This is a genomic window from Streptomyces sp. PsTaAH-137, assembly GCF_003259365.1.
Lineage (GTDB): Bacteria > Actinomycetota > Actinomycetes > Streptomycetales > Streptomycetaceae > Streptomyces.
This window is the reverse complement of record NZ_QLLY01000029.1, coordinates 15887-29487: the sequence shown is the minus strand read 5'-3', so window position 1 is coordinate 29487 and position 13601 is coordinate 15887. Positions and strand designations below refer to the sequence as shown.

Below are 13601 nucleotides of genomic sequence, written 5' to 3'. Positions count from 1 at the left end.
CGGCGCGACGGCGACCGTCCTTACGCGGAACCTTCCACGGCAGGCACCTTCGCGGCGGCAGATCCTGCGGCCCCCGCGTGCGGGGTGGCCTGGACTGCCTCGCGGTCGGGCGCGAGCGGGTCGGTCACCGTGCCGGTCTCTTCATCGAAAGGCCCCTGCGCCAGCCTGGTCACCGCTGCGGGGACCGGCGGCGCCAGGTCGGCCACGGCGCGGAGACCGGACAGGACGTCGTCGGGTCGAACGGCAGGCGTCACGTGCCGAACAACCAGGCGCAGTATCGCACAGGCCTTGTCGCCGGGCCTATCAGCCGGGACATCCGAGATCCGCGCCGCCTCATGTGCCTCCAGCGACACGACGGCACCGCGGGCGTCGAACGTCCGCATGCCGTTCTTGGTGCGGCGCTGCACCTCGACCGTCTCGGCGGCCCGGAAGACCTCCGCGGCGCGGGCGGCCTCCTCGGCCGTGACCCCGTCGAGCCGCAGCTCCCACACGGAGGCGGCGAGCCGGTCGGCGAGTCCCGAGGTACGGGCCTCGACGGCGTCGACGATGTCGAGGCCGTGCGGCATCGACTCGTCGAGCAGCTCACGGAGGGTGCCGGGGTCGCGGGGCGCGGTGAGCGCGATCTCCAGGTACTCGGCCTCACTGCCCGTGCCGGTGGGTGCGGCATTGGCGTAGGACACCTTCGGGTGCGGCGTGAACCCCGCCGAGTACGCCATGGGCACCTCGGCGCGGCGCAGCGCACGCTCGAAGGCGCGCTGGAAGTCTCGGTGGCTGGTGAACCGGAGGCGGCCGCGCTTGGTGTAGCGCAGTCGGATGCGCTGCACCGCGGGTGCGGGCGGCGGGCCTTCGGGCTGTCGCTTGCCCAGTGTCCTAATCCTTAATGAATGCGGTCTTCGTGAGAGCGGTCGCACTGCTGCCAGTGCTGACAGCGGTACTGCTACCAAGAGTACGTCCCTGCGCGTCCTCCGGTTCCCGCACCTCCGTGACCAGCGGCTCGGGCGGGCGGTCCGGACCGAACAGGGCGCGCCGCACGTCGGCCCGGACCTGCCGGACCGTGGCACGGACCGCGCCGAGCGTCTCCCGGACCACCCGGGCGGCGGGCCGCCACAGCCGGTCCCGTACGACGTGCCCGACCGGGGTGAGCACCCTGCGGTACGCCCAGCGCACGGGCTCCACGAGGATCCGGCGCAGCAGGGTGCCGAGGAACCGTCCGACGGCGAGCGAGACGTACCCGGCCACGCGCCAGGCGACGCCGAGCGCGTCGCCGATCTCCCGCAGCAGCACGCCGAGGGCACGTCCGACGGGCAGCAGCACCCAGCGCCACAGGGCGAGCGCGGGCAGCACGAGAATCCACCGGACGAGCAGGGCGATCGCGTGCCCGAGTGGAGTCAGCACGCGCGCGTACAGCCACACGGCGGGTACGACGAGCAGGATCCGCCCGAGCGCGGCGACGCCCGCCGCGAACTGCCGGAACAGCAGGCCCAGTCCACGCCCCATCGGAACGAGCACCTGCCGCCACAGCCAGACCCACGGCCAGACGAACAGGGCCCGGCCGACCCAGGCGAGCACCACGGCGAGCGCCCGCCCGACGGGGGCGAGCACGCGCGCGTACAGCCACGCCAGCGGGACGACCACCAACACCCGCCCCAGGAAGGCGAGTCCGCGCGCGAGCTGGACGAGCGGCCAGATGAGCACCCAGTACAACAGCAGTCCGACACCGCGGCCGAGCGGCACGAGCGCCTTCTCACAGAGGAAGCGTCCGGCCGTGACGAGCGCGTCCCACACGAGCCGGACCGGCACCACGACGACGAGCGCCACGATCCGCATCGGCATACGGACGGCCGCCACCAGACAGCCTTCCGAGGAGGCGGGCGCGGGGCCGGGGTGCTTCTCCATGTCCATGCAGTGTCAGACGCCGAAGAGGGCCTTCCGGATGCGGGATTGGACGCCGATGCTTCACAAAGCGGCCGTGCCAGGCACAATCTGCCCATGATTACGCTTACGAAGGAAGACGGCCCCGCGGATCTCGACGGTGTCACCCATCTCTCCATCGGGGTCTCCTGGGACCCGACCGCCGGCAGCAGCGGCGGCGTGCTCGGCGCGCTGCGCCGCAAGCAGGGCACGGACCTGGACCTGATAGCGGTCGCGCTGCAGGGCGGCGACCCGGTCCGGCTGGCCGGCCTCGACTCCCTGGACCCGCTGGGCAACGGCGCGTTGCTGCACAGCGGCGACAACCAGACCGGCAAGGGCGACGGCGACGACGAGACCGTCACGGTCGAGTTCTCGAAGGTGCCGCCGGTCATCACGTCGATCGTGTTCATCGCTGCGGCCTACAAGAAGGGCAGTTCGTTCCAGAAGGCCCGCAACATCAGTTTCAAGGTGTACGACGCGACCGGCGGCAGCAGCCAGCAGGTGGCGGACATCTGGCCGAGCCTGCTCAGCGCCGACAACGGGTGCCTGGTGGCGAAGGCGATCCGCAGCGCGGGTGACGTCTGGAAGCTCGAGGTCATCAATGAGACCGGCAAGATCAAGCAGGGCGACGAGCGCGCGCTGATGCGCTTCGCGGTCAGCAAGTAGCCGTGGGACATGGGTGTGGGGCCGGGCTGACGCCCGGCCCCACACCCATGTCGATCAGGTACTACTTGACGACCGTCAGCGGCAGCAGCTTCTTGCCGGTCGGGCCGATCTGGATGGACGTGTCCATCGCGGGGCAGACGCCGCAGTCGAAGCAGGGCGTCCAGCGGCAGTCCTCGACCTCGGTCTCGTCGAGCGCGTCCTGCCAGTCCTCCCAGAGCCAGTCCTTGTCGAGGCCGGAGTCCAGGTGGTCCCAGGGCAGGACCTCCTCGTACGTGCGCTCGCGCGTCGTGTACCAGGCGACGTCGACGCCGTGGGCGGGCAGTGTCTTGGCGGCGCAGTCCATCCAGCGGTCGTAGCTGAAGTGCTCGCGCCAGCCGTCGAAGCGGCCGCCGTCCTCGTAGACCGCGCGGATGACGTCGCCGATGCGGCGGTCGCCGCGGGAGAGCAGGCCCTCGACGGTGCCGGGCTTGCCGTCGTGGTAGCGGAAGCCGATGGAGCGGCCGTACTTCTTGTCGCCGCGGATCTTGTCGCGGAGTTTTTCGAGACGGGCGTCCGTCTCCTCCGCCGACAGCTGCGGCGCCCACTGGAACGGGGTGTGCGGCTTGGGCACGAACCCGCCGATGGAGACCGTGCAGCGGATGTCGTTGGACCCGGAGACCTCGCGGCCCTTCTGGATCACGTTCATCGCCATCTCGGCGATCTGGAGGACGTCGTCGTCGGTCTCGGTGGGCAGGCCGCACATGAAGTACAGCTTCACCTGCCGCCAGCCGTTGCCGTACGCGGTCGCGACCGTGCGGATCAGGTCCTCTTCGCTGACCATCTTGTTGATGACCTTGCGCATGCGCTCGCTGCCGCCCTCGGGGGCGAAGGTCAGACCGGAGCGGCGGCCGTTGCGCGTCAGCTCGTTGGCCAGGTCGACGTTGAACGCGTCGACGCGGGTCGAGGGCAGCGAGAGGCCGATCTTGTCTTCCTCGTAGCGGTCCGCGAGGCCCTTGGCGATGTCGCCGATCTCGGAGTGGTCCGCGGAGGACAGCGAGAGCAGGCCGACCTCCTCGAAGCCGGTCGCCTTGAGGCCCTTCTCCACCATGTCGCCGATGCCGGTGATGCTTCGCTCCCGCACGGGGCGCGTGATCATGCCGGCCTGGCAGAAGCGGCAGCCGCGGGTGCAGCCGCGGAAGATCTCGACGGACATCCGCTCGTGGACGGTCTCCGCGAGCGGGACCAGCGGCTGCTTGGGGTAGGGCCACTCGTCGAGGTCCATGACGGTGTGCTTGGACACCCGCCACGGCACGCCCGAGCGGTTCGGCACGACGCGGCCGATGCGGCCGTCGGGCAGGTACTCGACGTCGTAGAAGCCCGGGACGTAGATGTTCCCGGTCTTCGCGAGGCGGAGCAGGACCTCCTCGCGCCCGCCCGGGCGGCCCTCGGCCTTCCAGGCGCGGATGATCTCCGTCATGTCGAGCACGGCCTGCTCGCCGTCGCCGATGACGGCGGCGTCGATGAACGCGGCGATCGGCTCGGGGTTGAAGGCCGCGTGGCCGCCCGCGAGGACGATCGGGTCGTCGAGCCCGCGGTCCTTGGACTCCAGCGGGATGCCGGCCAGGTCGAGCGCGGCCAGCATGTTGGTGTAGCCGAGCTCGGTGGAGAAGGAGAGCCCGAAGACGTCGAAGGCCTTCACCGGGCGGTGCGAGTCGACCGTGAACTGGGGCACCTTGTGCTCGCGCATCAGGGCTTCCAGGTCGGGCCAGACGCTGTAGGTGCGCTCGGCGAGGACGCCCTCCCGCTCGTTCAGGACCTCGTAGAGGATCATGACGCCCTGGTTGGGCAGGCCGACCTCGTACGCGTCCGGGTACATCAGCGCCCAGCGGACGTCGCAGGACTCCCACGGCTTGACCGTGGAGTTGAGCTCTCCGCCGACGTACTGGATCGGCTTCTGCACATGCGGGAGCAGCGCTTCGAGCTGCGGAAAGACAGACTCGACCGCTTGGGGCGCCGCGGCGACGGCATCGGCAGGCATAACCGTGGACCTTTGTGAGCTGACAGGGGGGACCCTCAAGCCTAACCCGCCGAGAGACCCGCCTCCGCCGCCCCGGCCCACACCCCGGGCAGCTCCCGCTCGTAGTCAGCGGCGGCCGCCTGCTCCTGTCCGTACAGCAGTCCCCAGGTGAACGCCGTCTCGCCGGCCGCGTGCGCCTGGATCGCGAGCTGGCGCAGCGTCTCGCGGGCGACGACGGAGTCCTGGTGGTCGCCGAGGAGGGACTGGACGGCCTTCATCCGCTTGGCGAACCGCTTGGCCTGCTTGCCGAGCGCGGGGACGGCGGCCTCGCCCGCGTACCGGGCGCGCTTGGCGGACTTACGGGCCTCGTGCATCGCCACGTCGCGGTCGGTGCCCGCGGGCAGCGACAGGGCGTGCTCGATACGGGCGGCGAGGCGGGCCTTGTCCTTGAGAGCGGCGGCTACGAGGCGGTCCGCGGCCGGTTTCCGGGCGGCGGGCAGCAGCGGCGGGTCGGCGAGCAGGGCGTCCAGGGCGTCCAGCAGGGCGAGGTAGCGCTTGCTGTCGAGGACGGCGACCGTGTGGCGGCGCGAGCCCTGGCGGCGGGCCACCGCCCAGATCCGCAGCCGGCCGCGGACCGGGCCGAGCAGCAGGGTGCGCGGTACGTCGTCGATCCGGGCGGTGAGCCGCTCGGTCAGCACCTCGTGGTCCCGGTCGATGCCCAGCTCGCCGCCGAGCCATTTCAGCTCCTCGGCGACCGGTTCGGTGGCGGCGGGGTCGAGGATCTTCTTGTACGTCTTGAACGCGCTGCGCATCCTGCGGGCGGCGACCCGCATCTGGTGCACCGCGTCGGGCAGGTCGCGGCGGACCGCCGGGTCGAGGTCGACGAGCTTGTCCCGCTGGGTGCGCAGGTGGGCGACGACGTGGTCGCCCGCGGTGCCGGGCTCCGTGGGGGCGGCGGGTCGCGACGCCGGGGCCTTGGCGCCCGTCTCGTCGAGGGCTCGGGCCAGTTTGGAGAGGGAGACGGAGCGGTCGGCGCCGACCTTGCGCAGTCGCTTCTCGACCTTGCCGAGGAAGTCGGGGTCGCCGTCGTCCGCCAGTTCGACCTCGATCTCCGTCCAGGCCGTGCCGCCCTGGCCGTCGGCCCGCTCGGCGCGTACGGCGTCGACGCTGACCTCGGCGAGCAGGGCGCCGTGGGCGTCGGTCAGGTGGGAGACGTCGCGGGACGACAGCAGGCGGACGACGGGCAGCAGCGGCTCCTGTCGCACCCGGGACCGGACGAGTCCGGCGAGCGAGCGGGGCAGTTGTGCCGAGAGCGGGGCGCGGATCTCGTCCCGCACGCCCTCGCCGAGGGCGACCGGGATCTTCAGGTGCCAGCCCGCGTCGTCGCCTCCGGTGCGGCGGCGCAGGGTGATGTGGTCGGCCGCGAGGCGCTGGTCGGCCGTGTCGTAGTACACGGCGTCGAGTTCCACCACGCCCTTGTCGATGACCTCCGCCACGCCGGGGACCTTGCCCAGGTCGGGCAGCTCGAAGCCCTCGTCGGCAGCGCCCGCAACCTCGTACTTCCGCTCGATCTCGCGCTTCGTCTCCGCCATAACCCGAATCTAGACGCCACCGGTTCGTCCCGATAGAGGACAACCCGGGCTGCGTCAGGGGCGCGGGGAACCGCGCGACCAGCCCCTACCGGGGCCGCACACGCGAACGGCGCTGAAGTGGCCGCCCCTGGGGCGCTGGCCCCGCGCCGGGGTGCCGCCTTGCCCACCCTGCCGCCCTTGGCGGCGGGCGCTAGGCCGACATCGGGCGCTGGACCCTGATCGACTGCAGCAAACCGATCGCCACCCACACCGCGAACATCGACGAACCGCCGTACGAGACGAACGGGAGCGGGAGACCCGCCACCGGCATGATGCCCAGCGTCATGCCGATGTTCTCGAACGCCTGGAAGGCGAACCACGCGATGATGCCAGCGGCGACGATCGTCCCGTACAGCTCGGTGGTCTCGCGGGCGATCCGGCAGGCCCGCCACAGCACCACGGCGAGCAGCAGAAGAATGGCGCCGGCGCCGAGGAAGCCGAGCTCCTCCCCCGCCACCGTGAACACGAAGTCGGTCTGCTGCTCGGGCACGAACTGCCCGGTGGTCTGCGAGCCGTGGAAGAGCCCGGAGCCGGTGAGCCCGCCCGAGCCGATCGCGATGCGCGCCTGGTTGGTGTTGTAGCCGACACCGGCCGGGTCGAGCGCCGGATTGGCGAAGGCGGCGAACCGGGCGATCTGGTAGTCGTCGAGGACACCGAGCTGCCACACCGCGACGGCACCGGCCGCGCCGACCCCGATCAGCCCGAGCACCCACCGGTTGGAGGCGCCGGAGGCCAGCAGCACGCCGAGCACGATCATCACCATGACCATGACGGACCCGAGGTCCGGCATCAGCATGACGACCATCATGGGGACGGCGGCGAGGCCGAGGGCCTGGAGGACGGTCCGGTGGTCGGGATGCTCGCGGTCACCGGCGTCGACCCGCGCCGCGAGCAGCATCGCCATCCCCAGGATGATCGTGATCTTCACGAACTCCGAGGGCTGGAGCGAGAAGCCGCCGCCGATGATGATCCACGCGTGCGCGCCGTTCACCGTCGCACCGAGCGGGGTGAGCACCAGCAGCACCAGGAAGACCGAGATGCCGTAGAGGATCGGCACGGCCGTGCGCAGGGTGCGGTGGCCGAGCCAGATCGTGCCGACCATCAGCCCGATGCCGATGCCGGTGTTGAGCAGGTGGCGGAAGAGGAAGTAGTACGGGTCGCCCTGGTTCAGCTCGGTCCTGTTGCGGGTCGCCGAGAAGACGAGCGCCGAACCGATCAGCGACAGCGCGATCGCCGACAGCAGGATCGGCCAGTCGAGCCGCCGCACCACCGAGTCCCGGGCCATGAGCCGGGACATGGTGGAGCGCTGCTGCGGGCCGTACCCGGAGACGGAGAAACCGTTGGTGTGACCTGCCATGGTCGGTCAGTCCCTCCTGCTGTACGTCGAGGCGGGCAGCCCGGCCGCGAGCTCCTGCTGCGCGGGCGCCTGCTGCTTGCCCGGGTCGTACGTGTCGATCGTCGGGGCGTCGATCGAACCGTCCTTCTGGATCTTCGGCAGGGCCTTCTCCGGCTCGGGCAGCAGGGCCTTCTTCAGGTCCTGCTTGCCGTTCTCGTCGAGGCCGTACATCGCGTCGTAGATCTTGCGGACGGCCGGTCCCGAGGCGCCGGAACCCGTACCACCCTGGGAGATCGTCATCACGATCGAGTAGTCCTTGGTGTAGGACGCGAACCAGGACGTCGTCTGCTTGCCGTAGACCTCGGCCGTACCGGTCTTGGCGTGCATCGGGATCTTGTCCTGGGGCCAGCCGCCGAAGCGCCAGGCCGCCGTACCGCGGGTCGCCACTCCCGCCAGTGCTTCGTCTATCTCGTCGCGGGTCTTGCCCTTGAACGGCAGCTTGGCGTTGACCTTCGGCTGGATCGCGTGGACCTGCTTGCCGTCGGCGCTGACGATGGCCTTGCCGACCTCGGGCTCGTGCAGGGTGCCGCCGTTGGAGATCGCGGCGTAGATCGACGCCATCTGGATCGGGGTGACGAGGGTGTCGCCCTGGCCGATGGAGTAGTTGACGGAGTCACCGGCGCGCATGAGATTGCCTTCGAGGCAGTTCTCGTAGTTCAGGCGCTGGACGTAGTCGCCGTCCTTCTTGCCGGACTTGCACCAGGAGTCCTTGTTGGCCTTCCAGAACCGCTGCTTCCACTGGCGGTCGGGGACCCGGCCGGTGACCTCGTTGGGCAGGTCGATGCCGGTCTCCTTGCCGAGGCCGAACTGGTGGGCGGTCTTGTAGAACCAGTCCTGGGTGTCCTTGTTGCCCTTGAGGCCGCCGTCCTTCTTCCACTCGTTGTGGGCGATGCCGTAGAAGACGGTGTCGCAGGAGACCTCCAGGGCGCGGCCCAGCGAGATCGGCCCGAAGTTCTCCGACTCGAAGTTCTTGAAGACCTGGTTGCCGATCGAGTACGAGCTGGTGCAGGGGTAGCGCCCGTTGAACTGGTAGCCCGCGTTGACCGCCGCCGTGGTCGAGATGACCTTGAAGATGGAGCCGGGGGCCGCCTGGCCCTGGATGGCCCGGTTCAGCAGCGGGTAGTTGGAGCTCTTGCCGGTCAGGTTGGCGTAGTCCTTGCCGGAGATGCCGCCGACCCAGGCGTTCGGGTCGTAGCTCGGGTTGGACGCCATGGCGACGACGCGGCCGGTCTTGGCCTCCATCACGACGACGGCGCCGGAGTCGGCCTTGTAGTTGGTGCCGGTGTTCTTGTCGAACTCCTTGCGGGCGTTCTTCATCGCCTCGTTCAGCTCGTACTCGGCGACGCGCTGGACCCGTGCGTCTATCGAGGTGACGACGTTCGCACCGGGTTCGGCGTCGTCGCTCTTGGCGCGGCCGATGACCCGGCCGAGGTTGTCGACCTCGTAGCGGGTGACGCCGGCCTTGCCGCGCAGATCCTTGTCGTACGTGCGTTCAAGACCGGAGCGGCCGACCTGGTCGGAGCGGAGGTACGGCGAGTCGCTGTCCTTCGCCTTCTCGATCTCGGAGTCGGTCACCGGGGAGAGATAGCCGAGGACCTGCGCGGTGTTGGCCTTGCCGGGCGCGGCGTAGCGGCGTACGGCGGTGGGCTCGGCGGTGATGCCGGGGAAGTCCTCGCCGCGCTCGCGGATCTGCAGCGCCTGCTTGGGCGTGGCCTCGTCGGTGATCGGGATGGGCTGGTACGGCGAGCCGTTCCAGCAGGGCTGCGGCGTCTTGGCGTCGCACAGCCGGACCTTCTCCTCGACGTCCTTGGGCTTCATGCCGAGGACGCCGGCGAGCTTGGTGAGGACGCCCTTCCCGTCGTCCTTCATCTTCATCAGGTCGGTCCGCGAGGCGGAGACGACGAGGCGGGTCTCGTTGTCGGCGAGGGCCACGCCCCGCGAGTCCAGGATCGAGCCGCGCACGGCGGGCGTGACGACCTGCTGGACGTGGTTGCCGGACGCCTCCTTGGCGTACTCGTCGCCGTTGCGCACCTGGAGGTACCAGAGGCGGCCGCCGAGCGTGAGCAGGAGGGACAGGACGAGGATCTGGAGGACGACGAGACGGATCTGGACGCGCGGGGTCCGGCCGGTCTCCGGGATGTTGGTCATGGTGCCCGTGCTCCCCCTAGTACGTGTGCGAGTACGAGTAGTACGTGTACACGCCCCACCTGTGCGCGGCCCGGTCGGCCGCGGCGGTCAACTGCTCTGCGCTCACAGGCGCTTGACCCCCTTGATGCGTCCGGCGCGGGCGGCGCGCGCCTTGACGGACTTCATGCGCAGGCCGCCGCGCTGGTTGCCGATGCGCAGGCCGGTGCCGGCGGAGAGCCAGCCGGAGGAGACGTCGGAGACCTTGCCGGAGCCGCCGCCGCTGTCGGCCAGCGGATCGTTCTCGGCGCGTCTGGCGAGCGCCATCACGCCGGGTACGACGAACGGCGCGAGCAGCAGGTCGTAGAGCGCGGCGGTGAACAGCAGGCTGCCGAGGCCGACGTGGCGGGCGGCGGTGTCGCCGACGAGGGCGCCGACGCCCGCGTACAGCAGGGTGGTGCCGACGGCGGCGGCGACCACCACGACCATCGGGCCGAAGGCCGAGCGCAGCTGTCCGGTCTCGGGCTTGGCGAGGCCGGCGAGGTAGCCGATGACGCACAGGACCAGGGCGTACCGCCCGGCGGCGTGGTCGGCGGGCGGGGCCAGGTCGGCGAGCAGGCCCGCGCCGAAACCGATGAAGGCGCCGCCGACGTGGCCGTAGACGAGCGCCAGGCCGAGGACGGTGAGCAGCAGCAGGTCGGGCACGGCGCCCGGGAGCTGCAACCGCGCCAGGACGCAGACCTGGACGACGAGGGCGACGACGACGAGGGTCGTGGAGAGGAGGATCCGGTTGAAGCGCATGGTGGTCAGCTCCTCCTGTTACTGCTGGACGCCGTCGGCGGGCGCGGACGGCGTGACGGTGACCGTCACGGTCGGCGCGGGCTTGGGCTTCGCGGGCTTGGACGGCAGGACCTCGTCGCGCGGGTCGGTGCGCGGCGGCTGGACGACGACGCCCACGATGTCGAGCTTGGTGAAGCCGACGTACGGCTCGACGTAGACGGTACGGGTCAGGTCGCCGCCGGACGGATCGACGCGGACGACCCTGCCGACGGGCACGCCGGGCACGAACGGCTTGTCGGCCTGTGAGCCGAAGGTGACGAGCCGGTCGCCCTTCTTCACCTTGGCCTTGCCGTTGAGCAGCTGGACGCGCAGCGGGCGGTCGCCCTGGCCGGAGGCGAAGCCGAGCTCGTCGGTCTTCTCCATCCGGGTGCCGACGGTGAAGTCCGGGTCGTTGGCGAGGAGGATCGTGGAGGTGCCGGGGCCGACCGTGGTGACGCGGCCGACGAGCCCGTCCCCGTTCAGCACCGTCATGTCGCGCTTGATGCCGTCATCGGCACCGGCGTCGATGGTCACCGTCCAGGAGAAGCCCTGCGCGGACCCTATGGCGATGACCTGGGCGCCCTTGATCCCGTACTGACCGGCGCCGGCCGTCTTCAGCATGGTGTCGAGCTGGCGGATCTTGCTGCGGTTGCGGTCGTCGCTGCCGAGCTTGGCCTTCAGGCCGGCGTTCTCGCGCTCCAGCTGACTGATCCGGTCGTGCCGCTTGTCGGAGTCGCGGACCGCGCTTATGGCGTTGCCGATCGGATCGACCGCGCCGGCGACACCGCTCTCCACGGGTCCGAAGACCTTGGCGGCGCCCTGACGGGCACCGTCGACCGGCGAGTCCTCTCCTCCGCGGATGTCCACCGTGATCAACGCGAACGCGATGGCGATCAGCAGTACCAGGAGCAGCCGGCTCTCTCGTGTGTCCCTCACGTACGGCGGCCGTGCCTTCCTCAATCAGAAATCGGGTGGGGCGATGTCACGATGTCTGGGGATATGGGTTTGTCGGGGGGATTAGGTGATGCCGGACGGATGTAACCGATGCAACTGATGTCCGGGAATTCTTGCGCCTTGCCTCTATATCAACGATCCGCCGTACGAAGTGGCAGGCACTCGTACGGCGGACCCACCCTTTCAGGTGTTCACACCACTCATCTGCGCGGCGAGGCGTCGAGCACCTGCTGCAACGCCTCGAACTCCTCGACACACTTTCCGGAACCGAGCGCCACGCTGTCCAGCGGGTCCTCCGCGATGTGGATCGGCATGCCGGTCTCGCGCCGCAGTCGCTCGTCGAGGCCGCGGAGCAGGGCGCCGCCACCGGTGAGAACGATGCCGCGGTCCATGACGTCACCGGACAGCTCGGGCGGGCACTTGTCGAGGGTGGTCTTGACCGCGTCCACGATCGCGTTGACCGGTTCCTCGATGGCCTTGCGGACTTCCGCCGCCGAGATGACGACGGTCTTCGGCAGGCCGGAGACCAGGTCACGGCCGCGGATCTCGGTGTGCTCGTCGTTGTCGAGGTCGTACGCCGAACCGATCGTGATCTTGATCTGTTCGGCGGTCCGCTCACCGAGGAGGAGGGAGTACTCCTTCTTGATGTGCTGGATGATCGCGTTGTCCAGCTCGTCGCCCGCCACGCGGATCGACTGTGCCGTGACGATTCCGCCGAGCGAGATGACCGCGACCTCGGTGGTGCCGCCACCGATGTCCACCACCATGTTGCCCGTGGCCTCGTGGACCGGGAGGCCGGAGCCGATGGCCGCCGCCATGGGCTCCTCGATGATGTGCACCTGGCGGGCACCGGCCTGCGAGGAGGCCTCGATGACCGCGCGGCGCTCGACACCGGTGATGCCGGACGGTACGCAGACCACGACGCGGGGCCGGGCGAGGTAACGCCGCTTGTGGATCTTCAGGATGAAGTAGCGGAGCATGCGCTCGGTGATCTCGAAGTCGGCGATCACGCCGTCCTTCAGCGGGCGCACGGCGACGATGTTGCCAGGGGTGCGCCCGATCATCTTCTTGGCTTCGGCGCCGACCGCGAGGATGCCACCGGTGTTGGTGTTGATGGCGACCACGGACGGCTCATTGAGCACGATCCCGCGACCCCTGACGTACACCAGCGTGTTGGCGGTCCCGAGGTCGACAGCCATGTCACGGCCGATGAACGACATTGAGTTCCCCATCAGGATTCGTCTGGCCTTCCCAAGTGGAGCGTTTGATTGCTTGTCAGGTTGGCGAGAGGTGGACGCGGTGTGGCGTGGAGGCTCCATCGTAGTCTCGCCTGCACGATCACGGCGCGAGGGTCTTCGCCATTGTCAGCAGATGAATCCCCGCCCCGCTAATGGGGACGTGCCGACGGAGGGTTGCGTTCCCCCAATCGGGGCGCATATGCCAAAGAACGGCCTGAATTCTCAGGCCGTTCCAGGTCAGTGGCGCTCCGTGACTGACGAATCGTCAGAAAGGGAATGCGGTTCGTCTCAATGGGCGAGATCCGGCGTCAGACCAGGTTCGGGAAGAAAATCTTCAGCTCGCGCTCGGCCGACTCCTCGGAGTCCGACGCGTGAATCAGGTTCTCTCGGACGATGACACCGAAGTCGCCACGGATGGAGCCCGGGGCCGCCGCGATCGGGTCGGTCGGGCCGGCCAGCTGGCGAACGCCCTCGATGACGCGCTCGCCCTCGACGACCAGCGCCACGACCGGGCCGGACGCCATGAACGTCATCAGCGGCTCGTAGAAGGGCTTGCCCTTGTGCTCGCCGTAGTGCTGCTCCAGCGTCTCCTGGCCGAGCTCGCGCAGTTCGAGTGCGCCGATCGTCCAGCCGGCCTTGCGCTCGATACGGCCGATGATCTCGCCGATCAGGCCACGGCGGACCGCGTCGGGCTTGAGCAGGACGAGCGTGCGCTGGGTCATTTCGGTTGGGCTCCTTGTGCGGCCGGGATGTGCGGTGGGCCCGAGATTACAGGGGGTGACCCCAGCCCCGGCACCGGGGTTCGCCCCCACCCCGGCTCGTTCCCCGCCCGCGGCCCGGTGGCCGCATCTCGCGCCGTTCCCCGC

General features: G+C 69.8%; 11 protein-coding genes. 1 reads left to right on the top strand and 10 read right to left on the bottom strand.

The window, feature by feature from the left end; all coding sequences use genetic code 11:
• Positions 1-20 precede the first annotated feature (20 nt).
• Entirely contained in the window at positions 21-824 is an 804-nt protein-coding gene (locus K377_RS38670; protein WP_111668342.1) for a TIGR03936 family radical SAM-associated protein, read from the bottom strand.
• Between the two features lie 46 nt (positions 825-870).
• Positions 871-1896, bottom strand: coding sequence for a hypothetical protein (locus K377_RS38665; RefSeq protein WP_309252266.1), 1026 nt, complete (start codon positions 1894-1896; stop codon positions 871-873).
• Between the two features lie 93 nt (positions 1897-1989).
• On the opposite strand from K377_RS38665, the gene K377_RS38660 reads away from it, so the two are divergent.
• Positions 1990-2577 (top strand): TerD family protein, encoded by a 588-nt coding sequence (locus tag K377_RS38660; RefSeq protein WP_111668340.1) that lies wholly within the window; start codon positions 1990-1992, stop codon positions 2575-2577.
• A 61-nt stretch (positions 2578-2638) separates the two neighbouring features.
• Here K377_RS38660 and K377_RS38655 read toward each other — a convergent pair whose 3' ends face one another.
• The 8 genes from K377_RS38655 to ndk all read right to left on the bottom strand — a co-directional run bounded on the left by K377_RS38655 (position 2639) and on the right by ndk (position 13457).
• On the bottom strand, positions 2639-4594 hold the full coding sequence (locus K377_RS38655; protein WP_111668339.1) for a TIGR03960 family B12-binding radical SAM protein: 1956 nt from the start codon (positions 4592-4594) through the stop codon (positions 2639-2641).
• Positions 4595-4635: 41 nt separating this feature from the next.
• On the bottom strand, positions 4636-6165 hold the full coding sequence (locus K377_RS38650) for a CYTH and CHAD domain-containing protein (RefSeq protein WP_111668338.1): 1530 nt from the start codon (positions 6163-6165) through the stop codon (positions 4636-4638).
• A gap of 190 nt (positions 6166-6355) precedes the next feature.
• Positions 6356-7561, bottom strand: coding sequence for a rod shape-determining protein RodA (rodA, locus tag K377_RS38645; RefSeq protein WP_111668337.1), 1206 nt, complete (start codon positions 7559-7561; stop codon positions 6356-6358).
• 6 nt (positions 7562-7567) lie between these two features.
• Positions 7568-9748 carry a penicillin-binding protein 2 gene (gene mrdA / locus K377_RS38640; protein WP_111668336.1) on the bottom strand — a complete coding sequence of 727 codons (2181 nt, stop codon included), beginning with the start codon at positions 9746-9748 and terminating at the stop codon, positions 7568-7570.
• 102 nt (positions 9749-9850) lie between these two features.
• On the bottom strand, positions 9851-10525 hold the full coding sequence (mreD, locus tag K377_RS38635; protein ID WP_111668335.1) for a rod shape-determining protein MreD: 675 nt from the start codon (positions 10523-10525) through the stop codon (positions 9851-9853).
• Between the two features lie 18 nt (positions 10526-10543).
• Positions 10544-11479 (bottom strand): rod shape-determining protein MreC, encoded by a 936-nt coding sequence (mreC, locus tag K377_RS38630; protein ID WP_111668334.1) that lies wholly within the window; start codon positions 11477-11479, stop codon positions 10544-10546.
• Positions 11480-11697: 218 nt separating this feature from the next.
• Entirely contained in the window at positions 11698-12717 is a 1020-nt protein-coding gene (locus K377_RS38625; RefSeq protein ID WP_111668333.1) for a rod shape-determining protein, read from the bottom strand.
• A gap of 326 nt (positions 12718-13043) precedes the next feature.
• A complete protein-coding gene (ndk, locus tag K377_RS38620; protein WP_111668332.1) occupies positions 13044-13457 on the bottom strand; it encodes a nucleoside-diphosphate kinase in 414 nt (137 codons plus the stop codon).
• Positions 13458-13601 lie beyond the last annotated feature (144 nt).

Bases quoted from the DNA above. Each gene is read 5' to 3' on its own strand.
- K377_RS38660 (WP_111668340.1), top strand. From the start codon at position 1,990: ATGATTACGCTTACGAAGGAAGACGGCCCCGCGGATCTCGACGGTGTC.
- mrdA (WP_111668336.1), bottom strand. From the start codon at position 9,748: ATGACCAACATCCCGGAGACCGGCCGGACCCCGCGCGTCCAGATCCGT.
- ndk (WP_111668332.1), bottom strand. From the start codon at position 13,457: ATGACCCAGCGCACGCTCGTCCTGCTCAAGCCCGACGCGGTCCGCCGT.
- mreD (WP_111668335.1), bottom strand. From the start codon at position 10,525: ATGCGCTTCAACCGGATCCTCCTCTCCACGACCCTCGTCGTCGTCGCC.
- K377_RS38655 (WP_111668339.1), bottom strand. From the start codon at position 4,594: ATGCCTGCCGATGCCGTCGCCGCGGCGCCCCAAGCGGTCGAGTCTGTC.
- rodA (WP_111668337.1), bottom strand. From the start codon at position 7,561: ATGGCAGGTCACACCAACGGTTTCTCCGTCTCCGGGTACGGCCCGCAG.
- K377_RS38625 (WP_111668333.1), bottom strand. From the start codon at position 12,717: ATGTCGTTCATCGGCCGTGACATGGCTGTCGACCTCGGGACCGCCAAC.
- K377_RS38665 (WP_309252266.1), bottom strand. From the start codon at position 1,896: ATGGAGAAGCACCCCGGCCCCGCGCCCGCCTCCTCGGAAGGCTGTCTG.
- K377_RS38650 (WP_111668338.1), bottom strand. From the start codon at position 6,165: ATGGCGGAGACGAAGCGCGAGATCGAGCGGAAGTACGAGGTTGCGGGC.